The organism is Caballeronia sp. GAWG2-1 (assembly GCF_023631405.1).
Classification (GTDB): Bacteria; Pseudomonadota; Gammaproteobacteria; order Burkholderiales; family Burkholderiaceae; genus Caballeronia.
In genome coordinates, this window is sequence record NZ_JALQDD010000013.1 from 95,100 (window position 1) to 121,503 (window position 26,404).

Below are 26,404 nucleotides of genomic sequence, written 5' to 3' on the forward strand. Positions count from 1 at the left end.
TCGGTCGCGGGCAACCGCGAAAAATCTGGTAGACAGAGCATCAGACGCGGCACGCTGCAATACATGCGGGTTTGCGTCGTGCGACTCTTTTCGGCACGTCAATAAGGAGCAAGGAAATGGGATTGTTCACACGTTCGACGCTCGACAGCAAAATCAATGGCGCAGCCAACGTGGGCCAGCGCGCCGTGCGCGGTGCGAGCGATGCGGTCGATTCGGCCAGCAGCCAGTTGCGCAGTTTGCTCGATGACCTCGAAAGCTCGATCCAGAGCGGCAAGGATATCGACGGCGACAAGTTGCGCCGTGACTTGCAATCGAAGCTCAAGACCGCTCGTTCGCAAATCGACGGCGCGAGTACGGCACTGACAGGCAAGCTCGGCGATGCCGCAGGCTACGCCGACGAATTCGTGCACGACAAGCCGTGGCATACGCTGGGCGCGGTGGCGGGTCTCGCGCTGCTGGTCGGATTTCTGGCCGGACGCGCATGAGGATCAGCGCTTTTAGCGTTGCGTGGTTCTGACGAAGGCGCCGGCGAGTCCGGCGCCTTCGTTCTTTCATCGGCTACTGGAGCACGTACTCGACCCTAGCCCGTTCGGCCGACTCCTCTCGCACGTGCCCGACAGGTTAAACTCATGCCCTATCAGTTGGCGCGCGGCTGAACGCACGCTGCGCCCGGCGTCTTTGCACTTACCGCACGCAAGATGGGCAATCAAACGGCAACTCCCGAACCTTTCTCCAATGCAGCGGCCGCGCTTCCGGCGGATATCGCGCAGCACACTCCCATGATGCAGCAGTACTTGCGCATCAAGTCGGAGCACCCCGGCACGCTCGTCTTTTATCGTATGGGCGACTTCTACGAGCTCTTTTTCGACGATGCCGAGAAAGCCGCGCGCCTGCTCGACCTCACGCTCACGCAACGCGGCACGTCGAACGGCAATCCAATCCGCATGGCGGGCGTGCCGCATCACGCATGCGAGCAATATCTCGCCAAGCTGGTGAAGCTCGGCGAATCGGTGGCGATCTGCGAGCAAATCGGCGACCCGGCGACATCGAAAGGTCCGGTCGAACGCAAGGTCATGCGCGTGGTCACGCCCGGCACGCTGACCGACGCGGCGCTCCTCGCCGATAAAAGCGACGTCTATCTGCTTGCGCTCTGCCCCATGCATAACCGGCGCGGCGTGGTGACGAGCGTCGGCCTCGCGTGGCTCAATCTCGCGAGCGGCGCGCTGCGGCTCGCGGAAGTCGCGCCCGAGCAAGTGAGCACGGCGCTCGAACGCATCCGTCCGGCGGAAACGCTTATCGCGGATACCGTCACCGACACGCGCGCTTCCTTCGGCGTGACGAATCTCACGGCGACCACGCGCGTGCCCGCATGGCATTTCGACGTTAGCTCCGGCACCAAGCGTCTCGGCGAACAACTGGATGTAGCGAGCCTCGACGGCTTCGGCGCGCAGACCCTCACCTGCGCGTGCGGCGCGGCGGGTGCGCTGCTCATCTACGCGGCCGCCACGCAAGGCCAGCAGTTGCGCCACGTGCGCAGCCTGAAGGTGGAATACGAGTCGGAGTACATCGGGCTCGATCCTTCCACGCGCCGCAATCTCGAACTCACCGAGACGTTGCGCGGCACGGAATCGCCCACACTGTTCTCGCTTCTCGATACCTGCTGCACGACCATGGGCAGCCGTCTGTTGCGTCATTGGCTGCATCATCCGCCGCGCGATACGTCGATTGCGCAGGCGCGTCAGCATGCCATCGGCGCATTGCTCGATGCGCCCGCCGCGAGCGGTCTCGACGCGCTGCGAAGCACGTTGCGCAAGATCTCGGACATCGAACGCATCACGGGGCGTCTTGCGCTGTTGTCGGCGCGTCCGCGCGATCTGTCGAGCCTGCGCGATACCTTCGCCGCCCTGCCCGATCTGCGCGCCTTGGTGGCAGCCGTGCCCGCGCAGACGGCGGCGCTCGTGCGCATTGGCGGAGCGCTCGAACCGCCGCGCGAGTGTCTCGATTTGCTCACGGCCGCGATCGCGCCCGAGCCTGCCGCGCTGATCCGGGACGGCGGCGTGATCGCGCGCGGCTACGACACGGACCTCGACGAGTTGCGCGACATTTCGGAGAACTGCGATCAGTTCCTGATCGATCTCGAAACCCGCGAACGCGCGCGTACGGGCATCACCAATTTGCGCGTCGAGTTCAACAAGGTGCATGGCTTCTATATTGAAGTCACGCGCGGACAGACTGACAAGGTGCCCGACGACTACCGGCGCCGGCAGACGCTCAAGAACGCCGAGCGCTACATCACGCCCGAACTCAAGACTTTCGAGGACAAAGCGCTTTCGGCGCAAGAGCGGGCGCTCGCGCGTGAACGCTTGCTTTACGACGCGCTCTTGCAAAATCTGCTGCCATTCATTGCAGATTGTCAGCGCGTCGCGGCAGCGCTCGCCGAACTGGATCTGCTCGGCGCTTTCGCCGAACGCGCGCATGCGCTCGACTGGGTCGCGCCCGAGTTCGCCGCAGGTGCGGGCATCGATATCGAACAAGGGCGGCATCCCGTGGTCGAGGCGCAGGTCGAGCAATTCATCGCCAACGACTGTTGCCTGTCGCAAGAGCGCAAGCTCTTGCTCATCACCGGTCCGAACATGGGCGGCAAGTCCACCTTCATGCGGCAAACGGCGTTGATCGCGCTCATGGCTCACGTCGGCAGCTACGTGCCGGCGAAGCGAGCACGCTTCGGCGCGCTGGACCGCATCTTCACGCGAATCGGTGCGGCGGACGATCTCGCGGGCGGGCGCTCGACGTTCATGGTGGAGATGACCGAAGCGGCCGCCATTCTCAACGACGCGAGCGCATCCAGCCTCGTGCTGATGGATGAAATCGGGCGCGGCACGTCCACGTTCGATGGCCTCGCGCTGGCATGGGCCATCGCGCGCCATCTGCTCACGCATAACGGCTGCTACACGCTCTTCGCCACGCACTACTTCGAGCTCACGCAACTGCCCACGGAGTTTACGCAGGCGGCCAACGTGCATCTTTCGGCCGTCGAGCACGATCATGGCATCGTGTTCCTGCATTCGGTCAATGAAGGTCCGGCCAATCAGAGTTATGGTCTGCAAGTCGCGCAACTGGCTGGCGTGCCGTCCGCGGTGATCCGCGTGGCGCGCAAGCATCTCGCGCATCTGGAGCAGCAGTCCATCGGCCAGCCGACGCCGCAATACGATCTCTTCGCGAGCCCGGCTTACCGCTATGAAGACGAGCCGGAAGCATCGCCGGTTCACGCGCCGCCCGAGCATCCCGCACTCGACAAGCTGCGTTCACTCGATCCGAACGAGTTGCGTCCGCGCGATGCGCTCGAACTGCTGTTCGAATTGCACGACATGGCGAAGTCCGCGGCGGATGACGCGCGTTGAGCGCCTCTCGGCGGGCAATCTAATGCGCGCGTTCTGCGCGGCGGCACTGCTTGGTGCCGCGCTCACGCACGCCCACGCTCAAGGCGAAGACAACGGGCCGCTGACCTTCGCCGTCATTGCCGATTCTCTTTCGCGTCCCGCCGACGAAGCGCCCGTGCGGCAAATGCTCGATGCCATCGGCCGCGATCGGAATCTGGCGTTCATCGTCTATGACGGAAATCTGAAGGGACCGGCCGAAGCATGCCGCGACAGCGTGTATCAGTCGCGTCACGATCTTCTCGATGCATCGCGCACGCCGCTCATCATGCTGCTCGGCGAACACGACTGGGCCGATTGCGGCTCGGCGCGCTCAGGCTCATACGATCCGGTCGAACGGCTCGATTTCGTGCGTCAGCAATTTTTTGGCGATGCAGGCTCACTCGGACAGAACCCGCTCACGCTCGCACGCGAAAGCGATGTCGCGCGCTTTCGCTCATTCCGCGAGATCGTGCGTTGGCAAGCGAATGGCGTCGCGTTCATCGGACTCAATGCGCCGAGCCCGAACAATCACTACCTGACGGCCGGCGGGCGCAACGGCGAGTTCGAGGATCGCGCGGTGGCGACCACGTTCTGGCTCGAACATGCGGCGGAATCGGCGCGACGTTCGGGCATGCGCGCGCTCGTCGTGCTCATGCAGGGCGATCCGGATTTCGCGCGCTATGAAAAGCGCGATCGTTTCGCATGGCTGCGCTTTTCGCGCACGAACCCGGTACGCGACGGCTTTCTCGAACTGAAGCGCAGCCTCGTGAAAGCGGCGGAGACGTTTCGCGGACCGGTGATCGTCATTCATGGCGGCGACGCCAGCGAGCCGAGCGGCTTTCATATCGATCAGCCCTTGCACAACGACAAGGGATTGGTGGTGACGAATCTCACGCGGGTTGCCATTGCGTTGAAGAAACCGCAGACGCAGTGGCTCGAAGTTCAGAGCGATGCTTCTTGGCATCCGCCATTCCGGCTGCGCGTGCGCAACGTGAGCGATGTCCGTAAGCGCGACAGCAGCGATCAGCAAAACGAAGCACCTGCGCAATCGAGCGGTTCGTCTGCACCACTGGGTGCGTCTTCTTATGCGGCGCCCATCGTGCCGCCAACCACGCCGCCCGCCTTGCCGCGCGATGACCTCCCCGCTCCGTTGCCCGCGCCACCTTCCTTACCGCAGCCGCCTGCATCGGACCTGCCACCGGTCTTTACGCCGCAATCCATGCCGCCATTGTTTCCATTGCCGGCATCGGGCGTACAGAACGGTGCAGCGCCTCAAGGCTCGAACGAAAGCAATCGATATTAAAAAAAAAGCGCAGCAAGCGCTGCGCTTTTCGGACTGCATCAAACAAGATGATCAGTGCAGCGTGGGGCCCGCGTCTTTCGGCGGCTCTTCGTCATCGTCTTCGTCGTCGGCCACTTGAAGGCCGTCCGCGCCATGCGCGTGCTGATGCACGATTTCGTCTTCCGTGGCCGTGCGCACTTCCTGCACCGACAATGCGAAGCGCAACGCCATGCCTGCGAGCGGATGATTGCCGTCGAGCACGACCTTGTCTTCGGCAACGTCGGTCACCGTATAAATGAGCGAGTCGAGTTCGTCGTCGGCGTCTTCGGGCGTGCCTTCGAACTGCATGCCCACTTCGAGCGGTTCGGGGAAACGGCTGCGTTCCTCGATCTTCACGAGTTCAGGGTCATACTCGCCGAATGCATCTTGCGGCTCCAGTTGAATGGACGTTTCATAGCCGGGTTCGCGACCATCGAGCGCTTCCTCGATCTTGGGGAACGTGCCATCATAGCCGCCGTGCAGATAGACCATCGGCTCGTCGCTTTCCTCGATCAGATTGCCTTGTGCATCCGATAGCTTGTAAGCGACCAGAACGACAGTGTCTTTCGCAATTTTCATTGGATCCTCCAAGATACAAGCCTCGATTATACGATGCCCAAGCGGCCACCTGAAGCAACACCCATCCCCGATTCCAGCCTGCGTCCCAACATGCACAAGCCTGGCGCACCGTTACCCGACGAGCCTACGCCTCTGTTGGGCAACCGCACGCCGCGACAGTTCATGCGGCGTTACTGGCAGAAGAAGCCGCTCCTGATTCGCCAGGCGTTCCCCGGCATGAAGGCACCGCTGTCGCGCGACGAACTCTTCGAACTCGCCGATCTCGACGACGTCGAATCGCGCCTCATCACGCATTTTCGCAATACGTGGAACATGGAGCACGGACCGTTCGCATCCGACGAACTGCCGGCCATCAAGAAGCGCGAATGGACGCTGCTCGTGCAAGGCGTGAACCTGCATGACGATCGCGCCGCCGCGTTGATGAACTGCTTTCGCTTCATCCCCGATGCGCGTCTGGACGATCTCATGATCTCCTATGCGACGGATGGCGGCGGCGTTGGCCCGCACTTCGACTCTTACGATGTGTTCCTGCTTCAAGTGCATGGCAAGCGCCGCTGGCGCTTCGGCGCACAGCGCGATCTCTCGCTAAAACCCGACATGCCGTTGAAAGTTTTACAGCACTTCGAGCCTGAGGAAGAATGGGTGCTGGAGCCGGGAGACATGCTGTATCTGCCGCCTCATATCGCGCATGACGGGATCGCCGAGGGCGAGTGCATGACTTGCTCTATCGGCTTTCGCGCGCCTTCCACGCGAGAACTCACGGCGCAGTTCCTCTATCACCTAGCCGAACGCATGGGCGATACACCAGCGAACGCAAAAGCGCAGGCGCGCTATCGCGATCCGCAACAGGAGCCGGTTACGAAACCCGCGCTTTTGCCGCAGCTTCTGCTCGACCGGGTTGGCTCGATCCTTGCGGATATCAAATGGACCGAAAAGGATATCGCGGCGTTTTTAGGCAGTTATTTGAGTGAGCCGAAAGCGAATGTCGTTTTTGATCCGCCGGAGCGTGCGCTTAATCAGCAAAAGTTTGTAGAGCGCGCGAAGAAGGCAGGTTTAACGCTCGACCGTAAGACTATTCTGCTCTATGACAAGACGTCTTATTTTGTTAATGGCGAGGCCGAAGCGTTAACTGCAAGGGCTAAAAAGTGGCTTCCCGAACTGGCCGATGCACGTTGCCTTGAAGGGAAACGCTTTGTAACACTTACAGATGATTCTTCAATGACATCGATGCTGCACGAATGGTATTGTGCGGGCTGGATTAAGTTGGACTCTTTGATCTGAATTGCTTGACAGCCAATGTGCCGCCAAGTATTTGCGGAACTAATTGTTTTGCTGTCCCGCAATATGAAAATTTGTATGAGAAAGACAACGTATCGGCCCCCGATTTATCGACGGTCGCGTCGAAAGTGCCTATAATTTCCGGCCAAGCCGTAGGATGTCTCACAACAAAAAAATATTGTGGGGCTCCACAGCGGCCCAGGTCGGTGTTGGAGCACACATTACCGGTACTTTGCGCTGTTGCTTACCTTTAACCATAAAAGGACGTGATCATGAAGAAATCCCTCCTCGTAGCATCCCTGTTGGCTGCTGTTGCTCTTGCTGCATGCAACAAGTCTAGCGATTCGGCTGCTCCGAGCGCTGCAAGCGATACGTCGGCTGCTTCGGCACCGGCGGCTGCTGCTTCGGACGCAAACGCTGCAGCATCGAGCGCTTCGGCCGCTGCAAGCGACGCAGCTTCGGCTGCTGGCGCAGCATCGGACGCTGCCGCTTCGTCGGCTGCCCCGGCTTCGGGCGCAAGCCAGTAAGGTTGAGTCCTTACTTAGTGCGGGCTGCTTCATCGCAGCTTGCATGCAAAAAAACCGGCTTTTGGGCCGGTTTTTTTGTGTCTGCGTTTTCTGTGCGAGTTGCTTAGATGATCAAAGCGCGAGCCAATCGAACCCTTCGGTCTGCGTTGCAACGACGACATCCACCGCCGACGCACCCACTACGCTAGCGAGCGCAGCCTGCGCCAGATGCGGCAGATTGTTTTGCTGACTGAGATGCGCGGCAACCAGATGACGCAACTTCGAACGGTCGAGCGCCGCGAGAATCGCAGCAGCGGCGTCATTATTCAGGTGTCCGTGCGTTCCGCCGATGCGCGCCTTCAACGAAGCCGGATAGCGGCTTCCCGCGAGCATGTCGATATCGTGATTGGACTCGAGCACAAGCGCATCGCACCCGCTCAACACGTTCAGAATGTGCGGCGTCGACACACCCACGTCGGTTAGCACGCCGAGACGGCTTGCGCCGTCCGAAAACACGTACTGCAAGGGCTCTCGTGCGTCGTGCGGCACCGTGTAAGGCAAGAGGCTGATATCGCCGATGGCGACGCTCTCATCGCCCCACAACACGTTGAGCTGTACGTTCGCTTCGTCGGCGCCGCATGCGCGCGCCGTGCCCCAACTCATATGCAATGGAATGGACCACTTGCGCGCAAGCGTCAGCGCGCTGCCGATATGATCCGTGTGTTCATGCGTGATGACGATGGCATCGAGCTCGTCCGCGCGGCAGCCGAGCCGCGCGAGCCGGCGCTCGGCTTCCTTCGCGGAGAACCCGCAGTCGAGCAGCACGCGCGTGGTGGTCGTGCCGCTCGTCGCCTCGACGAGCAATGCATTGCCTTCGCTACCGCTGCCGAGGCTCGCAAATCTCACAATGTGTCCATGTCGATACGCGAATATTCAGTTCAACTGCGCGTGCAGCAAGGACACGATACGCTGCGCATCAGATGAATTGTCCGGCTGGCCGTTGGCGTCGACCACGGCGATCTGGGTAAGCGTATCCGCCTTCGGCTTCACGTTGACGAAGAACTGACGTGTAGGCATGGGCGTGTTGCTCGAAAACAGCTTGCCGAAGAAACCTTCCTTCTTCAGCTCCGCCATGGAGTCCGAATAATGCACGTAGTAGAGACCCTTCGCGCGGTCGCGATTGTCCACCGTGAAGTTGGTGCGATCGAGCGCGAGGCCCACGCGCAGCCACGCGCGATCGAACGGTTCCGCCAGATCGAGTGTCGAGCCGCCCGCGGCTGAATCGACCGCGACTTTCGCGCCCGCCGGACGCGCCTGCGTCACGAGCTTCTTGCCCTGGTCTTCGGTCAGGCCGAACTTCTGCATGATCTTCACGAGAATCGCGGCTTCGAGCGCCGGATTGCGCGGACGCGTTTCCCAGCGCGACGAAGTCTTGTCCTGACCCGTCAGCACTTCTTCCATCGCGCTATGCGTGACGTTGATGTCGGTCGAGCCGTCCGCCGCGCGATCCACTTGCGTGCGGAACATGTCGCGCGTACCCGACGAATATGCGAAGTCGATCAGCTTGCCGACGCTCTTTCTGAACCAGTCGTCCGGAATGTTCGCGCGATTCTCGGCCCAGTCGGTCGCCATGATGCCGGTCTGCGGCGAGTCGGTCTTGAGCGTAAAGCCGTTCTCCGTCCAGAACTCCTGCAGTTGCGGCCAGACTTGGTCGGGCACACGGCCGTCGACGACGAGCCAGCGGCGGTCGCCATCGCTTTCCACGTGCATGCCGTACGGATCTTGCGCTGTCGGCACGCCGAGCGTGGTGTTGCCGGCCGGCGTGACCGAACGCGCGGCGGTGCCGCCGAGCGTGTTTTCCTTGGGCGGCGCGGCGTAACGCTGGCTGATGTCGGCGGTGGAAAGATCGGACGGCACGGCCAACGCGGGCGCGGTCTCAGCAGCCTTGTAGTTGACGCGGTCCGGCGCGAGCCAGTCGTTGAGCGTATCGCAGCCGGCAAGCGCGAAGACGGCGCTGACGCCGAGTGACAACACGCTCAGGCGTTTGGCTTGAGTAAGAAGAGCGGAACGGTTCATGAGGTCCTTCTTTGCTGCTGATGACGCATTGCCTCGCGTCGTTCCCGCGTTATTCGTGCGGGCCGACGGGGCCAATGAACGGCGGTTGATGACTGATGAAGTGGCTCATTTCGATCACTTGTGGCGGTGCTGGCGTCTCGATGATTTCGATAAGGTCGCCCGCCGCGCCCGATCAGGCGAGCAGCCCGGTTTCGCGCAACGCGTCGCGCACCACGTCGTGGTAGCGCTCGTCGAGCGGCGTGAGCGGCAGACGAATGCCGCCTTCCATGCGGCCGAGCGCTTGCAGCGCCCACTTGGCCGGAATCGGATTCGCTTCGCAGAAGAGTTGCTTGTGCAGCGACAGCAAGCCGAGATGGATACGGCGTGCGGTGATGGCGTCGCCTTCGAGCGCGGCGCGGCACAACTGGCTCATGGCCTTCGGCGCGACGTTGGCCGTCACCGAGATGTTGCCGTGGCCGCCGAGCAGCATCAGCGCGATGGCGGTGGGATCGTCGCCGCTATAGATCGAGAAATGCGCCGGCGCGTGCTTGATGAGATGCGCCGCACGATCGATATTGCCGGTGGCTTCCTTCACGCCGATGATGCCCGGCACTTCGGCAAGACGCAGGATGGTCTCGTTGCTCATGTCGGCCACGGTGCGGCCCGGCACGTTGTAGAGAATCACCGGCAGGTCGACGGCTTCCGCAATCGCGCGGAAGTGGCGGTACATGCCCTCTTGCGTCGGCTTGTTGTAATACGGAACGACTTGTAGCGTGGCATCGGCGCCGACCTTTCTGGCCTGCTTCGACAGCTCGATGGCCTCTGCCGTCGAATTGCCGCCCGCGCCCGCGATGATCGGGAAGCGCTTGGCCGTATGCTCGACGGCCGTCTGCACCATCAGCACGTGTTCTTCCACCGACAAGGTGGCGGACTCGCCGCTCGTTCCGACTACGACCAGTCCATTCGAGCCTTCCGCGACGTGCCAGTCGATCAGCTTTCGAAACGCCGGCAAATCGAGACTACCGTCCTCGTGCATCGGTGTGACGATGGCAGGAATGCTGCCGCGGATCTGGATGCCGCCAAGTGTTCCGTTTGTCATGAAACTCTATGAATTTAATCGAAAATTTAGTCGCAAAAAGCGCGATACCGCGATTGTAGCGGATTAGCCGGTCAATTCGTAACGTGGCCAACCCGAGGGTGTGTTACCGGTTGTGTCCTCAATCGCGCCGGCTTTTGCGGGCTCTGGAACGAGTACAGCGCAGATTCGTTGCACGAAGGCAGGATGCGGAGCATCGACGAAACCGTCTTCATACGCGATCACGCGCAGACGGCCGCGCACGGCTTCGAGCAACTCGCCAGGTTCGAGCAGAAACGCAGGATTGGACGGTTTACCGACGGTTTGGTTGCCGGCCGCGAAGGTTTCGTAGATAAGCGCGCCGCCCGGCGCGAGCGCATGAATCAGATGCGTGAAAAGCGGACGATGCAGGTAGCGCGTAACGACGACCGCCCCGAACGTCCGGCCGCCAGCCAGCGGCCACGGCGCGCCTTCGAGATCGGCGCACAACGTCGCGATGTCGGGAAGCGCGGACATGGAGGCGAGTGCATCGGCGTCACGGTCGACGGCCAGTACCGCGTGCCCGCGCGCCGCGAGCCAGCGCGCGTGGCGGCCGCTTCCGGATGCGACATCGAGTACCGAAGCGCCGGGCGCAATGAGATGCGCCCAGCGCGTGACCCAACCGCTCGGCGTGCCAGCGTCCATCAGTTGTAGGACAGGCCCATTGCCTCGCGTACGTCGCGCATGGTTTCGACGGCGAACTTGCGTGCCTTGTCGCAACCGTCCGCGACGATGGCGCGCAACAGCGAAGGATCGTCCATGTACTTCTGCGCGCGTTCGAGCATGGGCTGCTGCTCGCGCAAGATGCCTTCGATCACCGGTTGCTTGCAGTCGAGGCAACCGATTCCCGCGCTGCGGCAGCCCTTTTGCACCCACTCGTGCGTGGCTTCGTCGGTATAGACCTGATGCAGTTGCCAGACCGGGCACTTGTCCGGATCGCCCGGATCGGTGCGTCGCACGCGAGCCGGATCGGTCGGCATGGTGCGCACTTTCTTCGCGATGGTCTCGGCGTCCTCACGCAAGCCGATGGTGTTGCCATACGACTTCGACATCTTCTGGCCGTCGAGACCCGGCATGCGCGACGCTTCCGTCAACATCACTTGCGGCTCGACGAGAATCAGCTTGCGCGCGCCTTCCAGATAGCCGAACAGGCGCTCGCGATCGCTCATCGACAGGCTCTGCGATTCCTGCAGCATCGCGCGGGCTTGTTCGAGCGCTTCGTCATCGCCTTCCTGTTGATACGCCACGCGCAATTCGTGATACAGCTTCGCGCGCTTGCCGCCCAACTTCTTCGCGGCTTCGAGCGCCTTCTCCTCGAAATCCGGTTCCTTGCCGTACAGGTAGTTGAAGCGACGCGCGATCTCGCGCGTCATCTCCACGTGCGGCACCTGATCTTCGCCGACCGGCACGAGCGAGGCGCGATACAGCAGAATGTCCGCCGCCATCAGCACCGGATAGCCGAGAAAGCCGTAAGTGGAGAGATCTTTCTCGCGCAGCTTTTCGATCTGTTCCTTGTAGGTCGGCACGCGTTCCAGCCAGCCGAGCGGCGTGCCCATGCCGAGCAGAAGCGACAGTTCCGCATGCTCCGGCACGCGGCTCTGAATGAAGAGCGTGGCCTGCGCCGGGTCGATACCCGACGCGAGCCAGTCGATCAGCACTTCCCAGACGTTTTTCTCGATGACCTCGGGCGTCTCGTAGTGCGTCGTGAGCGCGTGCCAGTCGACCACGGCGAAGAAGCACGGGTATTCGGACTGTAGCCGCACCCAGTTTTTCAGCACGCCGTGATAGTGGCCGAGATGCAGCGAGCCGGTCGGCCGCATGCCGGAGAAGATACGGTCAGGGAACATGGTTTTATGGGAATAGTGAAGCGAAGGGATTCAGTATGGCCGATACCGCCGCATAACCGACGCCGACGAGCGGACTCAGCCAGTAGCGTGTGAGCACGCCCGTCACGACCAGCGCCATCACGATGAAGAAACCGTAAGGTTCGAGCTTCGAAAACGCGATCGACGCGCGTACCGGCAATAGCGCCATGAGCACGCGGCCGCCATCGAGCGGCGGCAGCGGAAAGAGATTGAGCACGCCGAGCACGAGATTCACGCCGACGCCAGCGGCCGCCATGCGCGTGAAGAACGGTTCGTCGACATTGAAAGCCGCAAGCAGCACCGCGATCACGCCCCACAGGAGCGCCTGCACGAAGTTGCTGCCGGGACCCGCCGCTGCGACCCAGAGGCTGCCCCAGCGCGGATTGCGCAGATTGCCGAAGGCCACCGGCACCGGTTTCGCGTAGCCGAACATGAACGCGCCGCTCGTCACGAAATACAGCACGATGGGAATCACGATAGTGCCGATGGGATCGATATGCCGCATCGGGTTCATCGAGACACGGCCGAGCACGTAGGCCGTGTTGTCGCCGAGCAGACGCGCGGCGTAGCCATGCGCGGCCTCGTGCAGGGTGATCGCGAAGATCACCGGGAGCGCGTAGACCGCGATGGTTTGTATCAGGGAAGCATCCATAGGGCGGTATTGTATCAAGCAGGCAGGCGAGAGCAGACGAAGGCGGCGCGATGCCAAGCGCCGCGCCGGCGGTTTGTGCAGGATTTAAGCGCGTGGACGAAAAACTTACGCGGCGAGACCGAACGGTTCCAGACTACCGCGTCCCGCGCGCACGAGCACGGGTTCGCCGCCGGAAAGATCGATGACCGTCGAGGGTTCGGCCGGGCAAGCGCCTGCATCGATCACGAGTTCGATCTGCTTTTCGAGCCGTTCGCGGATCTCCTCCGCGTCGTTGAGCGGTTCCGTGTCGGGCGGCAGGATCAGCGTGGAGCCGAGTAACGGCTGCCCCAACGCTTCGAGCAGCGCCAGCGTGATGGCGTGATCCGGCACGCGCAGCCCGATTGTCTTGCGCGACGGATGCGACAACCTGCGCGGCACTTCCTTGGTCGCCTGCAGCACGAACACATAAGGGCCCGGCGTCACGGACTTGATGAGCCGGTACTGCGTGTTGTCGACCATTGCGAAATTCGACAGCTCCGAGAGATCGCGCACGAGCAGCGACAGCAACTGCTTGTCGTCGATCCCACGAATCCGGCGCAGACGCTCGACCGCCGTCTTGTCGTCGAGATGGCAGGCAAGCGCATAGCTCGAATCGGTCGGCAGCGCGACGATCCCGCCATCGCGAATGATCTGCACGGCCTGATTGATGAGCCGCGGCTGCGGATTGTCGGGGTGAATCCGAAAAAATTGAGACATGACGATGCCTTCTTGTTCGCTCGTGCCCGCAACGCCACGCGAGCGCCCAGGCGTGCCGCGCGTACGGAAAATTCGGATGACGCAGGGAGCACGAGCCGTGCGGACGCCTTACAGCCAACGCTCCCAAACCGGCGTGAGATCGTCCGGCAACGGCGGCAACTGACCGAGATCGACGCGCCCTTCCCCCGCGCCGTGGAAGTCGGAACCGCGCGAGGCTTCGAAGCCGTAACGACGCGCGACATCCGCATATTCGCGATACTGATCCGGCGTGTGGCTGCCGGTGACGACCTCGATGGCGCGGCCGCCGAGCTGGATGAATTCGTCGAAGAGCGCGGCGAATTCGAGCGGGCTGTAATCGTAACGCCCCGGATGCGCGATGATCGGCTCGCCGCCCGCGTTGCGAATCCATTTCACCGTGTCGGCGAGTTTCGCCCAGCAGTGGCCGACATAACCCGGCTTGCCCTCGCCGAGATAGCGCGCGAACACGTCGGACGTGGTCTTGGCGTAGCCTTCTTCCACCAGGAAGCGCGCGAAATGTACGCGCGAAATCATGTCGGGGTCCTCGGCATGGCGCAGCGCGCCTTCGTGCGCGTTCGGAATACCGACTGCCGCCAACGCTTCGCCGATAGCCACGCCGCGTGCCGCGCGGCCGTTACGCGTGGCTTCGAGCCCGCGCTGCAGTTCCGCGTTGTCCGGATCGACATTCATGCCGACGATGTGAACCGTGCGCCCCGCCCACGTCACCGAAATCTCGACGCCCGGCAAATAGCCCATGCCGAGCGCCTCGGCCGTCTCGCGCGCTTCGCGCTGGCCGCCAAGCTGATCGTGATCGGTGAGCGACCATAATCCGACGCCGCCGGCATGCGCGCGCGCCGCGACCTGCGCAGGCGCGTACTGGCCGTCGGAGACGGTGGAATGGCAGTGCAAATCGGCGTTGATCGTCGGCTTCATGATTTTTAACATTTTACTGTAACGGCATGACGTGCTGGTGATGCCGTTGCGCCTGGCCGCGCGTTAGCGTGCACATTCACGCGCAGAACGCTTCGATGAGCGCGGCGACTCGCTCGGGCTGATCGTGATGAACCATATGCCCCGCTTCATCGATGATTTCCTCGCGCCAGTCGGCAAACGCCTCGAAGCGCGTCTTGAACTCGGCAATCGGCATTTTTCCGGCGAACCCCGCGAGCGTGGGCGAATCCTTCGCCTCGACGTGCAGCACGGGCGCCTGGACCCGCTTCCAGACCGCCGACACCTCATCGAGCCGATACAACGTAGGACCACGCAGCTTGTGTGCCGGGTCGGCGAGCAAATGAAATTGCCCGTCGGCTTCCTGCCGTGACCAGTGCTGCGCGAGAAAGCGCGCGCGTGCAGGCGCCAAGCGCGGATTGGTGCGGATCAGCCGATCGGCGACTTCATCGAGCGTCGCATAGCTGCGCAGTTGTGGCGGCGCGCGCAGGTCGTCGAGCCATGTAGCGATACGTCCGGGCGCCTGCGCCGGATGCGCCGCGGGCAGCCCAAAGCCTTCGAGATCGACGACGCGGCGTACCCGCTCCGGCCGCACGCCCGCATAGAGCAGCGCGAAGTTCGCGCCCATGCTGTGGCCGATCAGGTTCACTTTGCCGACGGGATCGAAATGGTCGATGAGCGCTTCGAGGTCCGCGAGATAGTCCGGAAAATAGTAATGGCCGCCGCCCTTCTCGGCCACCGGCCAGTCCGACAGCCCGAAACCGCGTGCGTCGGGCGCGAGCACTTGCCAGTCGCCCTTTAGCGCATCGACGACGAACTGGAACGATGCCGCGACGTCCATCCAGCCGTGCAGCATGAAAAGCATGGGCGCGTCGGGCGAGCCCCAGCGGCGCACGTGCAGACGCACGCCGCGCGCATCGACGAATTCGGAGCGCGATTCTTTCATGGTCGGTGTCGCATTCGAAAAAGATGATCGTTCGATTATAGCGACGGGTTCTCGTCCAGCCCGGCGAGCGCGCGCAGCTCGGCCTCGTCGAAGCCCGCGTCGCGACGCGCCTCGAAGTTGAACGGGCCACGCAATTTCGGCGCGTGATACTGCTTCGCAAGACGCTCGTAAGTGGGATGCGGTTCGAGACTCGCCGCGTCGCAGAGAAAACGGAACCAGTGGTTGCCAATCAGCACATGACCGATTTCATCGCGCAGGATTACATCGAGAATCGCTGCCGACGCTTCGTCGCCCGCCTGCGCGAGACGCTTGCGAATGGGCGGCGAGGCATCGAGACCGCGCGCTTCGAGTGTGCGCGGCACGAGCGCCATGCGCGCCAGCACGTCGGCGCGGGTGCGCTCGGCCATTTCCCACAAGCCGTCGTGAGCGGGAAAATCGCCGTAGACGTGGCCGAATTGCGCAAGACGCGCGGTTAGCAGCGAGAAGTGATGCGCCTCCTCCGCCGCGACCTTCAGCCAGTCGATGTAGAACGCCGTGGGCATCGAAGGAAAGCGCCACACGGCATCGAGCGCCAGATTGATCGCGTTGAATTCGATGTGCGCAAGCGCGTGCAGCAGCACCGCGCGCCCCGCGTCGGATTGCATGCTGCGGCGCTTGAGCGATGACGGCTCGACGAGTTCCGGCGCCTCGGGACGGCCGGGCAAGTCGTCCGGTTCGTCGAGCGCGACCTCCGGGTCGATGCGCGCCGCACCGCTCAGCGCGCGCTCGTACAGCGTGCGGGCGTCGCGCGCTTTCGTCACCGGATCGCGCTCGCGGAGAATGGCGAGCGCCGCGCGGCGCATGCAGGCATCGTCGGTGAAGGAAGTCGGAACGTTTTGCATGATGCTCGGTTAAGCGAAAGACGCCAGGAAGCGAATGCGGCCGGCGCGAAGGACGTTTCAGCGCAACCGGCTAAAATGGTAATCCCGGCGCACGCACGACACGCCGAAAGCAATAATCCGCGCGGTCAACCAATTGGACAAGGCGCGAAACGACATACGACAAAGGCGCGCATTGTAGCCCTCGCGCAACCCGACGCGGCAACGAGCGCATCCCACCCTTCGAAGACAACGCCCAGGAGACACAGTGGCCATCTACAAACTCGGCGACGACGCCCCCACCATCCACGAAAGCGTCTTTCTCGCGGATACCGCGACGATCATCGGTCAGGTGACGCTCGAGGAAAATGCCAGCGTGTGGTTCGGCGCGACGCTGCGCGGCGACAACGAACCGATCGTCGTCGGTCACGGCAGCAACGTGCAGGAAGGCGCGGTGCTGCACGCGGACCCGGGCTTTCCTCTGACGATCGAAAACCACGTGACCGTCGGACATCAGGCCATGCTGCACGGTTGCACCGTAAAGGAAGGCTCGCTGATCGGAATTCAGGCGGTGGTCTTGAATGGTGCGGTAATCGGCCGCAACTGTCTGATTGGCGCGGGCGCCATCGTCACCGAAGGCAAGGTTTTTCCGGATAACACGCTGATTCTCGGCGCACCCGCCAAAGCGGTGCGGGAGATCGGCGAAGCGGATATAGCCCGCATGCGCGGAGCCACGGCGAGCTACGCGGACCGGCGCGAATTCTACAAGGCGCAGCTCGTGCGCATCGGTTGAGCGGCTCATCCGCTTATCGAAGACGGCGCGTCTCGCCTCATCACCCAAGGAAGAGTTGTGAACGACCAGTTGCAAAAATTCATGTTCAATGCGGCGCCCGTGCGCGGCGAGATCGTCTCGCTGCGCAATACGTGGCAAGAAGTGCTCGCGCGCCGTTCTTATCCGCAAGCCGTGCGCAATGTGCTCGGCGAGATGATGGCCGCGTGCGCGCTTCTGTCGGCGAACCTCAAGTTCGACGGCACGCTCATCATGCAGATATATGGCGACGGCCCCGTGAAAATGCTGGTCGTGCAGTGCAATTCGAATCTGTCGCTGCGCGCCACGGCCAAACTTTCCGATGACGCGAACGAACAGCAGCTCGACGGCGACATGTTGCTTGCCGATTTGCTCAACCGCAATGGCCAGGGGCGCTGCGTCATCACGCTTGACCCGAACGACAAGAGGCCAGGACAGCAGCCGTATCAGGGCATCGTGCCGTTGTCGGGCGAGCACGGGCCGCTCACGTCGATGTCGGAAGTGCTCGAACACTACATGCATCACTCCGAGCAGCTGGACACGCGCATCTGGCTCGCGGCCAACACCGACCGCGCCGTCGGCGTGCTGCTGCAGAAGCTGCCGGGCGATGGCGGAATCGTGCCGCATCCGGGCGAACACGACGCCGATACTTGGCAGCGCGTGTGTCATCTCGGCAGCACGCTTTCCGCCGAGGAATTGCTGAAGGAAGAGCCCGAGACGGTGTTCCGGCGACTTTTCTGGCAAGAGAACGTGCAGCACTTCGAGCCTGCGCCCGCGCGCTTCCAGTGCAGCTGCTCGCGCGAAAAGGTCGGCGGCATGCTGAAGATGCTCGGCCGCGAAGAGGTGGACAGCGTTATTAAGGAGCGCGGCAGCGTCGAGGTTCACTGCGAGTTCTGCAATCAACGCTACGAGTTCGACCCGGTGGACGTTGCGCAACTTTTTGTCGCAAAAGAGCTCTCACAAGGGGTGAGCCCGGCGCCCGGTCAGCGGCACTGAGCCTTGCGGCGCCTGGGTTTGCGCGGGATTGGCGAGGGCATCTGCCGATCCGGCGCGGCTTTTGCATCGGTTGATGCATCAAGCTTGCCGCACGGTATGATTTTCACCCCGCAGAACTCAGTACCGGCCCGCTGGAGGTCGCAAATGAAAACCGCAACGCTCAACTGGAAACTTTCGTCGTGCCTCTTGGGCTTGGCGCTCGTCGCTGGCTGCACGATGGACCCGCCCGGCCCTTCGCCAATCTACAGCCGCTTGCCCAACACGCCGCTGCCCCCGCAAGAGACGCTCACGCCCGAGCAGCAGATGGCGCGCTATAACGCCATCGACAAACAGGCGCTGAACGAATCGCAGAAGGCTGCGAGCATAGGCAACGACGCCAAGATGATGTCCAATTACTACACGCCCCCCGTCACGGTCTACGGCGGCTATTCCAGCGGCGGCTGGGGTGGCGGTCCTTACTGGGGCTCGGGAATAGGCATCGGCACCGGCTATTCCTGGTAACGGCGAATCCCGCGCAAACCAGGCGCACATGAAAAATGGCGCGGTCGAAATATCGACTGCGCCATTTTTTTGTCCTGCCGGGAAAAACGAAAAGCCGCTCAGTTAGCCGCGCCCTGCTTCTTCTTCGCCTCGGCGGCCTTTTCCTTCTGCATTTTCTTGTCCGCGTCGCGCATTTCCTGCTTCGAGCGCGAAACCGGATTCGGCACCACGCGCAACGGCGCCGCCGAGACTTGCCCGCGCGTCGAACCGTTCATGCCGGGCACGTTCGCCGAGTTGACAGGCGCGTTGGAGTTCGGCGCGACGAATTGCACGAACACCTCGCTGTCCTTCACCATGCCCATCTCATAGCGCGCGCGCTCTTCGACAGCCGCGGTGCCGCTTTGCAGATCCTGCACTTCACCCTGAACGCGCTCGTTGCGCAGCTTCAGATTCGTGTTCTTGTCGCTTTGCTGCGCGAGCTGCTGCTGCAATTCATGCACGCGAAGCCAGCCGCCGTGTCCCCACCACAACGGGTATTGGATCAGCGCCAGTAACAGGACCAGAACGACAGTTACGAGCCGCATTCGAGTAGCCGAAATAAGCGCCGCCCGGCAACCTCTATTGACGTCGAGGCCGTGGGCGGCGGGCTGAAAATAAGACTAACGTTCTTATCGACTAAAGCGGCAAAAGCTTTAGCGGAGGTTATAGAACGCCGACTTGCCGGGGTAGCTTGCGATATCGCCGAGGTCTTCCTCGATACGCAGCAACTGGTTGTACTTCGAGATGCGATCGCTGCGCGACAGCGAGCCGGTCTTGATCTGGCCGGCGTTCAGACCGACGGCGATATCCGCGATGGTCGAATCTTCCGTCTCGCCCGAACGGTGCGAGATGACCGCCGTGTACGACGCGCGCTTCGCCATTTCGATCGCCGCGAAGGTTTCGGTGAGCGTGCCGATCTGGTTGATCTTGATGAGGATCGAGTTGGCGATACCCTTGTCGATGCCTTCCTTCAGGATGCGCGTGTTGGTGACGAAGAGGTCGTCGCCGACGAGCTGAATCTTCTTGCCGAGGCGATCGGTCAGCGTCTTCCAGCCGTCCCAGTCGCTTTCGTGCATGCCGTCTTCAATGGAGACGATCGGGAACTTGTCGGCGAGCGTTGCCAGATAGTCCGAAAATTCGCCGGACGACAGTTGCAGACCTTCGCCGGCCAACTGGTATTTGCCGTCGTGGTAGAACTCACTTGCCGCGCAGTCGAGCGCGAGCAGCACGTCTTCACCGGCGCGATACCCCGCTTTTTCGATAGCCTGCAGGACGGTCGAGAGACACTCGTCGTTGCTGCCGAAGTTCGGCGCAAAGCCGCCTTCGTCGCCCACTGCCGTGCTCATGCCGCGATCGGCCAGAATCTTCTTCAACGCGTGGAACACTTCGGCGCCGCAACGCAGGGCTTCGCGAAAGGTCGGCTGGCTTACCGGCACGATCATGAATTCCTGGATGTCCAGGCTGTTGTTCGCGTGCGCGCCGCCGTTGACGATGTTCATCATCGGCACCGGCAGTTGCATGGCGCCCGAGCCGCCGAAGTAGCGATACAGCGGCAGTCCCGCTTCCTCGGCTGCGGCCTTCGCAACCGCCATGGAAACGGCGAGCATTGCGTTCGCGCCGAGTCGCGACTTGTTTTCGGTGCCGTCGAGTTCGAGCAGCGTCTTGTCGAGGAATGCCTGCTCCGAGGCGTCGAGACCCATGATGGCTTCGGAGATCTCGGTGTTGATGTGTTCGACTGCCTTCAGGACGCCCTTGCCGCCATAGCGGCCGGCTTCGCCGTCGCGTAGTTCGATGGCTTCGCGCGAGCCCGTCGATGCACCCGACGGCACCGCTGCGCGGCCCATCGTGCCCGACTCGAGCAATACGTCGCATTCGACGGTCGGATTGCCTCGCGAATCGAGAATCTCGCGGCCGATGATATCTACGATAGCACTCATGGTTTCCTCAAATTGACGATGAATTCTGTCAGTCACAGCGATGCTTCGCGCGTCCAGGTTCGCGCGCGACGGCTTCGCTTGAGACACCTTCCACGGCCATCAGGTTCATTCCGTGGCGCTTGCCCGCGTGTTGCCACGCGAGCCTGGCGCCAGCGACGATCGAACCGTCTGGCACTGTCGAAATCGATGGTCCGCACATGAAACCGGCTGCATGCGTTTTGCTGCGGCCGCGGCGCGTTTGACAAGCCCTCGTGCCGCCAGGCCTTGCACGCCCATCTCCTCTTATGTTGTCACTCCGCGTGACTATTTTTAAGACACGGACGCCGTGAAGGCGACGCCCGCTTTCCTGCCTGAAGCGATTTGACGATCAGCTGAAGTCGTTTTCGAGAAACGGACCGCTCTTGACCGCGCGATCCAGCGCGACGAGCGTTTCGAGCAACGCTTCCATGCGATGCAGCGGCACCGCGTTTGGGCCGTCCGACTTTGCGCACGCGGGATCGGGATGCGTCTCCATGAAAAGCCCGGACACGCCCACGGCCACCGCCGCGCGCGCCAACACCGGCACGAACTCACGCTGGCCGCCCGAACTCGTGCCTTGCCCGCCCGGCAACTGCACCGAATGAGTTGCGTCGAACACGATAGGCGCGTTGGTCTCGCGCATGATGGCGAGCGAGCGCATATCGGACACGAGGTTGTTATAGCCGAACGACACGCCGCGCTCGCACGCCATGAAGCGGTCTTCCGAAAGACCGGCTTCACGCGCCGCGTCGCGCGCCTTGTCGATCACGTTCTTCATGTCGTGCGGCGCGAGGAACTGGCCTTTCTTGATGTTGACCGGTTTGCCCGAACGCGCGCACGCATGGATGAAGTCGGTCTGACGGCACAGGAACGCAGGCGTCTGCAGCACGTCCACGACCGATGCCACCGCTTCGATCTCGTGCTCGGCGTGCACGTCCGTCAGGACCGGCAAGCCGAGTTGCTTCTTCACTTCGCCAAGAATACGCAAGCCTTCATCCATGCCAAGGCCGCGAAACGACTTGCCCGAGCTGCGGTTCGCCTTGTCGTAGGACGACTTGTAGATGAACGGCACGCCAAGCTTGTCGGTGATTTCCTTGAGACGCCCGGCGACGTCGATAGTCATCTGCTCCGACTCCACCACGCAGGTTCCTGCGATAAGGAAGAACGGCTTGTCGAGTCCCGCTTCGAAGTGACACAGCTTCATGCTTGCGCTCCTGCCGTGGCCGCGGTCTGCGTGGTGCTCGCGCCGCCAGCCGTGAGACTATGCGCGCGCGCCGCTTCGACGAATGCCTTGAAGAGCGGATGCCCGTCGCGCGGCGTGGACGTGAATTCCGGGTGGAACTGGACGCCGACGAACCACGGATGCTGTGCCTGCGGCAACTCCATCATTTCGGGCAGATCCTCGCTCGGCGTACGGGCGCTGATGATAAGCCCGCCGGCTTCGAGCTGGGGCACGAAACGGTTATTGACCTCATAACGGTGACGATGACGCTCGTTCACATCCGTGCCGTAAATACGCTCGGCCATCGTACCGGGCTTGATCGGGCACTTTTGTGAACCAAGACGCATGGTGCCGCCGAGATCCGATTCCTCGCTGCGCTTTTCGACGCGGCCCGCACGGTCGTACCACTCGGTGATGAGCGCGACGACAGGATTGGTCGTGTCGGCATTGAACTCGGTGCTGTTGGCATCGGCGAGACCGGCGACGTCGCGCGCGAACTCGATGACCGCGAGCTGCATGCCGAGACAGATGCCGAGATACGGCGTCTTCGACTCGCGCGCATAGCGGATTGCCTTGATCTTGCCTTCCGTGCCGCGACGCCCGAAACCGCCCGGCACCAGCACGGCGTCGAGATGCTTGAGACCGTCCGCGCCTTCGGCTTCGATCTGCTCGGAGTCGATATATTCGATGTTGACCTTGGTCGACGTATGAATGGCGGCGTGACGCAGCGCTTCGATCAGCGACTTGTACGACTCCGTCAGTTCGACGTACTTGCCCACCATGCCGATGGTCACTTCGTTCTTCGGATGCTCGAGTTTTTCGACGAGATCCGACCACATTTTCAGGTTGGCCGGCGGCGGCGAGAGCTTCAACTCGTTGCAGACGATTTCGTCGAGGCCCTGATCGTTCAGCATCTGCGGAATCTTGTAGATGCTGTCGACGTCCCACACCGAGATGACCGCTTCCTCATGCACGTTCGAGAAGAGCGAGATCTTCTGGCGCTCGTCGTCCGGGATCGGGCGGTCGGCGCGGCAAAGAAGCACGTTCGGATAGATACCGATTTCACGCAGCTTCTGCACGCTGTGCTGCGTGGGCTTGGTCTTCAGCTCGCCCGCGGTGGCGATGAACGGAACCAGCGTGAGGTGGATGAAGCACGCGCTGTTGCGGCCCATGCGCAGGCTCATCTGACGCGCGGCTTCGAGGAACGGCAGCGATTCGATGTCGCCCACCGTGCCGCCCACTTCGACGATTGCCACGTCAGGCTGCCCGCATGTCGCCGCGGCGGCACCGCGTTCGACGAAAGCCTGAATCTCGTTGGTGATGTGCGGAATGACCTGCACCGTCTTGCCGAGATACTCGCCGCGACGTTCCTTGCGGATCACCGATTCGTAGATCTGGCCCGTGGTGAAGTTGTTGGCCTTGCGCATCTTCGTGCTGATGAAGCGCTCGTAATGGCCGAGGTCGAGATCGGTCTCGGCGCCGTCTTCGGTCACGAACACTTCCCCGTGCTGGAACGGGCTCATCGTGCCGGGGTCGACGTTGATGTAGGGATCGAGCTTGAGGAGGGTGACTTTCAGACCGCGCGATTCGAGGATCGCGGCGAGGGAGGCGGCGGCAATACCCTTGCCAAGGGAAGAAACTACGCCGCCGGTGACGAATACATATTTGGTCATCGCTAGATGCTCGCGGGAAAAACGGATTATACCGTAAAGGCACGCGCCCACCCAGAGGATCGGCGGCGCAAATGCCCTGCATCGGTGCGCGCCTCGGCGATGTTCGCGATGTCTGTCGCGGGCGGTGCGAACGCCCGTTTCAGGACAAACATACGACATGCGCCGCACCGCGCGATACGTGCATGCGCGCGGACGATGTCCTGAGAACGGCGCCTCGTTCAGCGATTCATCCAGTAGCGCAAGTGAGTCTGCCGGAAGCGTTCGAGCACGATCTCTTGCCCGAAGTCGATCCGCGCCGCGCCGTCTTCATCGCTTCGCGACAGCGCGATCTCGCGCAACTGATAGCGCGCATAAACGGTCGGGTTCGGATGATGAAAACGGTTGAGATAACCCATCTGAAATATCGCGGCGAGCGGCTTCACGGAGTCGAGAAACGGTTCGGTCGATGACGTGCGGCTGCCGTGATGCGGCGCGATCAGCACGTCCGCGTGCAACGCCGCGCGATCTCGCGCGATGAGCGTGCGTTCGTCGCCTGCCTCGATATCGGCGGTGAAAAGCGCGCTGCGGCCTTCCGCGTTCGTCACCTTCATCACGCAACCTTGATGATTCGGCTTGCCGGTAAGCGGCCCGGCATCCGGCCAGAGCATGCTGAAGTCCACGCCGTCCCACGTCCAGTGCTGACCTGCCGCGCAGCGCAGCCTCTCGGCCCCGCGCGCGCGTGCAAGCGACCAGAGCAGGTCGCTTGCGGGCAGCGACGCGAGCAGTTGCTCGACCGCGATGCCTTGCAGCACCGCGGGCGCGCCGCCTGCGTGGTCCGAATCGGAGTGACTGATGACGAGCGTATCGAGCGAGCGGATGCCCGCCGCGAGCAGATACGGCGCGACGATACGTTCGCCAGCGTGCGTCGATTCGGGGCCGGGACCGGCATCGAAAACGAGCGTATGACGACGGGTTTCGACGACGAGCGACGAGCCTTGCCCGATGTCGAGCGCGGTCACGCGAAACTCGCCATGCGGCGTCACGTGATTCGCGGATGCAAGAAGCGGCAGCCACGTGAGCGGCGCGGCAAAGCGCAACGGCCAGCCGCGCGGCGCGAGCGCCCACGCGACGCCCACGCAAGCGGCGGCGAGCGCAAACGTGCCGGGTTGCGGCAAGTGCCAGAGCGGTGAATTCGTCGTGGCCGCGAGGCGGGCGAGCGCATCGATCATCATGCTCAACGATGCGTGCGCGAAATGGAGCGCGGGGGCGTCGAACGGCGCGGGAAGGATCAGTCCCGCGAGCGTCGCGGGCGTCACGAGCACGCTGACCCAGGGAATCGCGAACAAGTTGGCCAACGGGCCGATGAGCGGTATCTGCGAGAACCAGTAGATGGTCAGAGGCGCGAGCGCGAGTGTCACGGCGTATTGCACGCGCAAGCTCGACAAGGCGTGACAACGTCCATTCGATGCGGCACGGCGGCAAGCTCCGGTGAGCTTTTGGAAAGCACCGGGGCTTGGGCTGATCACGCGCCGTGCCTCTTCGAGCGGCGTGGTATGTGCCGGGAACGCGATCGGCACGCGAGCGCTGTCGTTACTCTCGTCACGCACGAGCGCGGCGGGCTGGCCGCGCGCCGCTTTCGAGCTCGTCCTTAAATTCGCTCGCTGCCGGCCAGCGTCGGGATCCGGCGGCTCCCGCGCCTCCATCTCCCGCGCGATCGCCTCTGCATCTTCCACCACCCTCACCGCTTGCCGCCCCACCGACGCGATGCCATGCAGAATCGCCGCGACCGCGCCGAACGAAAGCCAAAATCCGGGTGACGTCACGGCCCACGGATCGGCAAGCAGCACGAACGCGAGCGCCCAGCAGAACACCAGCGAAGAAGCCGGCCTTCGCCCGCCGATAAATCCGATGCCGAACACGACCAGCATCCACAGCACGCGTTGCGCGGGCACGTTGAAACCGGCGAGCGCCGCATAGCAGGAAGCGAAGATTGCCGCGCCCAAGGCCGCGATTTTCGGCGCGGATACCCACAGCGGCGCCGCCATGCCACGCAGCCGCATGCGCTTCCATGCGAAGCCGCACAACCACGCCGCGAGCCCCGCCACGAAGCCGATATGCAGCCCCGAAATCGCAACGAGATGGCTCGTGCCGGTCGCGCGCATGATGGCCCAGTCGCTATCGCTTACCGATGACTGCGCGCCCACCGCCAACGCCACGATGATCCCCCGATGGGGCGCATCGGCGAGCACGGTCTCGATGCGCCCGCGCAAACGCGCACGCATGCGCTCTATCGCGAGCAGCGGCCCGCGCGCATCGACACGCAAACGCCGTGGCGCCCGCACGTTCGACACCGCGCCCGTTGCGCGAATATTGCGTTCGAGCAAAGCGACTTCGCTGTCGCGCAGCCCGAAGTTCGCGTTGCCGTGCGCACGCTTCAAACGCGCGTAAAGCGTCCAGCGCTGACCCGGCACGAGCGTCGGCGGCGCGTTGGCGTGGCCTCGCTCGGCGGGTATCCACAGCAATCTGACGATGCGCGGAAAGTCTCGCAACCCCGCGCCATTCGATTCGACTTCGAACAGAAACCGCACGCCGTCCGTCTGAGCCTCGGGCAGACCGCGCACGAAGCCGGTCAACGCGATATCGCGTTGTTCGTAAGCAACCGGCAGATGCGCCCGTAGTCGCACGTCGGCACGCAACGCGGCATAGGCGAAACCGAATGCGAACGCGGCCAGGACGAATGCCAAACGCCGCCGGGGCCCACGCGCGCCGATGCCGCAAAGGCACAGCGAAGCGCAGAACCACGCCAACCACGACGGCAATTGCGCCTGCTGTTGTAACCACCAGACGCCCGCCGCGAAACCGAGCAATATCGCGCGCACCTATCCTCACCCACACGTTCGATCGAAGCGAACGCATCCGCATCGGAAAACCGAGTCATCCGAAGCAATGCGAAACATGC

Annotated in this window: 24 protein-coding genes; 8 read left to right on the top strand and 16 right to left on the bottom strand. The window is 62.7% G+C overall.

What is annotated here, in order from left to right; genetic code table 11:
• Positions 1 to 116: 116 nt before the first annotated feature.
• From NCR98_RS08775 to NCR98_RS08785, 3 genes are all read left to right on the top strand, one after another.
• Entirely contained in the window at positions 117 to 485 is a 369-nt protein-coding gene (locus tag NCR98_RS08775) for an ElaB/YgaM/YqjD family protein (protein WP_244825565.1), read from the top strand.
• A gap of 213 nt (positions 486 to 698) precedes the next feature.
• Complete coding sequence (gene mutS / locus NCR98_RS08780; protein WP_250525989.1) at positions 699 to 3,401, top strand: DNA mismatch repair protein MutS; 2,703 nt, start codon at positions 699 to 701, stop codon at positions 3,399 to 3,401.
• A complete protein-coding gene (locus NCR98_RS08785; RefSeq protein ID WP_250525990.1) occupies positions 3,388 to 4,722 on the top strand; it encodes a hypothetical protein in 1,335 nt (444 codons plus the stop codon). Before mutS ends, NCR98_RS08785 begins: the two co-directional genes overlap by 14 nt.
• A 51-nt stretch (positions 4,723 to 4,773) precedes the next feature.
• Here NCR98_RS08785 and NCR98_RS08790 read toward each other — a convergent pair whose 3' ends face one another.
• Positions 4,774 to 5,319, bottom strand: a complete 546-nt coding sequence (locus tag NCR98_RS08790; RefSeq protein ID WP_244825571.1) for an FKBP-type peptidyl-prolyl cis-trans isomerase — start codon at positions 5,317 to 5,319, stop codon at positions 4,774 to 4,776.
• A 33-nt stretch (positions 5,320 to 5,352) separates the two neighbouring features.
• Here NCR98_RS08790 and NCR98_RS08795 point away from each other — a divergent pair, with 33 nt between their 5' ends.
• Together NCR98_RS08795 and NCR98_RS08800 are read left to right on the top strand one after the other, a co-directional pair.
• A complete protein-coding gene (locus tag NCR98_RS08795) occupies positions 5,353 to 6,600 on the top strand; it encodes a cupin domain-containing protein (RefSeq protein ID WP_250525991.1) in 1,248 nt (415 codons plus the stop codon).
• Positions 6,601 to 6,869: 269 nt separating this feature from the next.
• Positions 6,870 to 7,124, top strand: a complete 255-nt coding sequence (locus NCR98_RS08800; protein ID WP_244825575.1) for a hypothetical protein — start codon at positions 6,870 to 6,872, stop codon at positions 7,122 to 7,124.
• A gap of 111 nt (positions 7,125 to 7,235) precedes the next feature.
• Here the strand turns inward: NCR98_RS08800 and NCR98_RS08805 are convergent, their stop codons facing one another.
• The 10 genes from NCR98_RS08805 to NCR98_RS08850 all read right to left on the bottom strand — a co-directional run bounded on the left by NCR98_RS08805 (position 7,236) and on the right by NCR98_RS08850 (position 16,317).
• Entirely contained in the window at positions 7,236 to 8,009 is a 774-nt protein-coding gene (locus tag NCR98_RS08805; protein WP_250525992.1) for an MBL fold metallo-hydrolase, read from the bottom strand.
• Positions 8,010 to 8,036: 27 nt separating this feature from the next.
• Entirely contained in the window at positions 8,037 to 9,179 is a 1,143-nt protein-coding gene (gene bamC / locus NCR98_RS08810) for an NlpB/DapX family lipoprotein (RefSeq protein WP_250525993.1), read from the bottom strand.
• A gap of 172 nt (positions 9,180 to 9,351) precedes the next feature.
• Positions 9,352 to 10,257 carry a 4-hydroxy-tetrahydrodipicolinate synthase gene (dapA, locus tag NCR98_RS08815; RefSeq protein WP_250509232.1) on the bottom strand — a complete coding sequence of 302 codons (906 nt, stop codon included), beginning with the start codon at positions 10,255 to 10,257 and terminating at the stop codon, positions 9,352 to 9,354.
• 63 nt (positions 10,258 to 10,320) lie between these two features.
• Positions 10,321 to 10,917, bottom strand: coding sequence for a class I SAM-dependent methyltransferase (locus NCR98_RS08820; protein WP_250465176.1), 597 nt, complete (start codon positions 10,915 to 10,917; stop codon positions 10,321 to 10,323).
• The gene (locus NCR98_RS08825; protein ID WP_244825581.1) at positions 10,917 to 12,119 is read right to left on the bottom strand and encodes a tryptophan--tRNA ligase; all 1,203 of its coding nucleotides are present in this window, start codon (positions 12,117 to 12,119) and stop codon (positions 10,917 to 10,919) included. The genes NCR98_RS08820 and NCR98_RS08825 overlap by 1 nt, the downstream gene beginning before the upstream one ends.
• Positions 12,120 to 12,123: 4 nt before the next feature.
• Positions 12,124 to 12,789 carry a site-2 protease family protein gene (locus tag NCR98_RS08830; protein WP_244825582.1) on the bottom strand — a complete coding sequence of 222 codons (666 nt, stop codon included), beginning with the start codon at positions 12,787 to 12,789 and terminating at the stop codon, positions 12,124 to 12,126.
• 105 nt (positions 12,790 to 12,894) lie between these two features.
• Positions 12,895 to 13,524, bottom strand: coding sequence for an L-threonylcarbamoyladenylate synthase (locus tag NCR98_RS08835; protein ID WP_244825584.1), 630 nt, complete (start codon positions 13,522 to 13,524; stop codon positions 12,895 to 12,897).
• 108 nt (positions 13,525 to 13,632) lie between these two features.
• On the bottom strand, positions 13,633 to 14,475 hold the full coding sequence (locus NCR98_RS08840) for a 3',5'-nucleoside bisphosphate phosphatase (protein WP_250465179.1): 843 nt from the start codon (positions 14,473 to 14,475) through the stop codon (positions 13,633 to 13,635).
• Positions 14,476 to 14,551: 76 nt separating this feature from the next.
• A complete protein-coding gene (locus NCR98_RS08845; RefSeq protein WP_244825588.1) occupies positions 14,552 to 15,436 on the bottom strand; it encodes an alpha/beta fold hydrolase in 885 nt (294 codons plus the stop codon).
• Positions 15,437 to 15,471: 35 nt separating this feature from the next.
• On the bottom strand, positions 15,472 to 16,317 hold the full coding sequence (locus NCR98_RS08850; protein ID WP_250525994.1) for a ferritin-like domain-containing protein: 846 nt from the start codon (positions 16,315 to 16,317) through the stop codon (positions 15,472 to 15,474).
• Between the two features lie 244 nt (positions 16,318 to 16,561).
• Between NCR98_RS08850 and NCR98_RS08855 the strand changes: the two genes are divergently transcribed.
• The 3 genes from NCR98_RS08855 to NCR98_RS08865 all read left to right on the top strand — a co-directional run bounded on the left by NCR98_RS08855 (position 16,562) and on the right by NCR98_RS08865 (position 18,598).
• On the top strand, positions 16,562 to 17,086 hold the full coding sequence (locus NCR98_RS08855) for a gamma carbonic anhydrase family protein (protein ID WP_250525995.1): 525 nt from the start codon (positions 16,562 to 16,564) through the stop codon (positions 17,084 to 17,086).
• Positions 17,087 to 17,143: 57 nt separating this feature from the next.
• Positions 17,144 to 18,097, top strand: coding sequence for an Hsp33 family molecular chaperone HslO (gene hslO, locus NCR98_RS08860; RefSeq protein ID WP_250525996.1), 954 nt, complete (start codon positions 17,144 to 17,146; stop codon positions 18,095 to 18,097).
• A gap of 144 nt (positions 18,098 to 18,241) precedes the next feature.
• On the top strand, positions 18,242 to 18,598 hold the full coding sequence (locus tag NCR98_RS08865) for a hypothetical protein (RefSeq protein WP_244825596.1): 357 nt from the start codon (positions 18,242 to 18,244) through the stop codon (positions 18,596 to 18,598).
• A gap of 98 nt (positions 18,599 to 18,696) precedes the next feature.
• Here NCR98_RS08865 and ftsB read toward each other — a convergent pair whose 3' ends face one another.
• The 5 genes from ftsB to NCR98_RS08890 all read right to left on the bottom strand — a co-directional run bounded on the left by ftsB (position 18,697) and on the right by NCR98_RS08890 (position 26,324).
• Positions 18,697 to 19,161 (bottom strand): cell division protein FtsB, encoded by a 465-nt coding sequence (gene ftsB / locus NCR98_RS08870; RefSeq protein WP_244825598.1) that lies wholly within the window; start codon positions 19,159 to 19,161, stop codon positions 18,697 to 18,699.
• 108 nt (positions 19,162 to 19,269) lie between these two features.
• Complete coding sequence (gene eno, locus NCR98_RS08875; RefSeq protein ID WP_244825600.1) at positions 19,270 to 20,553, bottom strand: phosphopyruvate hydratase; 1,284 nt, start codon at positions 20,551 to 20,553, stop codon at positions 19,270 to 19,272.
• 367 nt (positions 20,554 to 20,920) lie between these two features.
• Entirely contained in the window at positions 20,921 to 21,775 is an 855-nt protein-coding gene (gene kdsA / locus NCR98_RS08880; protein WP_244825602.1) for a 3-deoxy-8-phosphooctulonate synthase, read from the bottom strand.
• Positions 21,772 to 23,466, bottom strand: coding sequence for a CTP synthase (pyrG, locus tag NCR98_RS08885; protein WP_250525997.1), 1,695 nt, complete (start codon positions 23,464 to 23,466; stop codon positions 21,772 to 21,774). Before pyrG ends, kdsA begins: the two co-directional genes overlap by 4 nt.
• 218 nt (positions 23,467 to 23,684) lie before the next feature.
• The gene (locus NCR98_RS08890; protein WP_250525998.1) at positions 23,685 to 26,324 is read right to left on the bottom strand and encodes a ComEC/Rec2 family competence protein; all 2,640 of its coding nucleotides are present in this window, start codon (positions 26,322 to 26,324) and stop codon (positions 23,685 to 23,687) included.
• Positions 26,325 to 26,404: the final 80 nt, after the last annotated feature.